Here is a 450-nt window from a genome sequence, read left to right as displayed (position 1 = left end):
GCTCTTCGAGCAGGACGTTCACGATGTCCGGGATGGTGTGCTTGGTCTGGGCTGCGGCGGTGGCCACTGTGTCCAGCCAAGACAACCCAGATTTGTCCAACGGGCGTACCCCAATGAACTGCCGAAGCTGCGGCATGTGCCGGCGTTTGCTGCCAGAGCTGTCATAGCGATCGAGCTGGTCAGAGGCCAGCACACGCCCGAGACGGGCGGCCTTGGCGATGTGCTGCCGGATCCGCTCAGGTACCTCCGCCAACAGCGTGAAGTAGCCTAAGCGTTGGAAGAGCTTTAGATGGATCAGTACCGCCAGCTGCGGACCCGGCTGGGTGGTCAGCTGCTTGGCAAATGCAATCTCAGCGGCGCTCGGGGTGTAGATCTCCTCCAGTTCCTTGGCGGTAGGATCAGGCTTCAGTCGCGGGTAGGCGGTCTCGTGAAGGGTAGCCATTGGATCCG

The 450-nt window shown here is 61.8% G+C and carries 1 protein-coding gene; it reads right to left on the bottom strand.

Going from position 1 to position 450, the window contains the following annotated elements; all coding sequences use genetic code 11:
• A partial coding sequence (locus OC373_RS18785; protein ID WP_261998285.1) for a DUF4158 domain-containing protein occupies positions 1-442 on the bottom strand: 442 nt, incomplete at its 3' end.
• Positions 443-450: the final 8 nt, after the last annotated feature.

This window comes from Stenotrophomonas sp. Ste96 (genome assembly GCF_024519495.1).
GTDB lineage: Bacteria > Pseudomonadota > Gammaproteobacteria > Xanthomonadales > Xanthomonadaceae > Stenotrophomonas > Stenotrophomonas bentonitica_A.
Note: the sequence above shows the minus strand (reverse complement) of the source record. Positions and strands in the feature narration are given on the sequence as shown.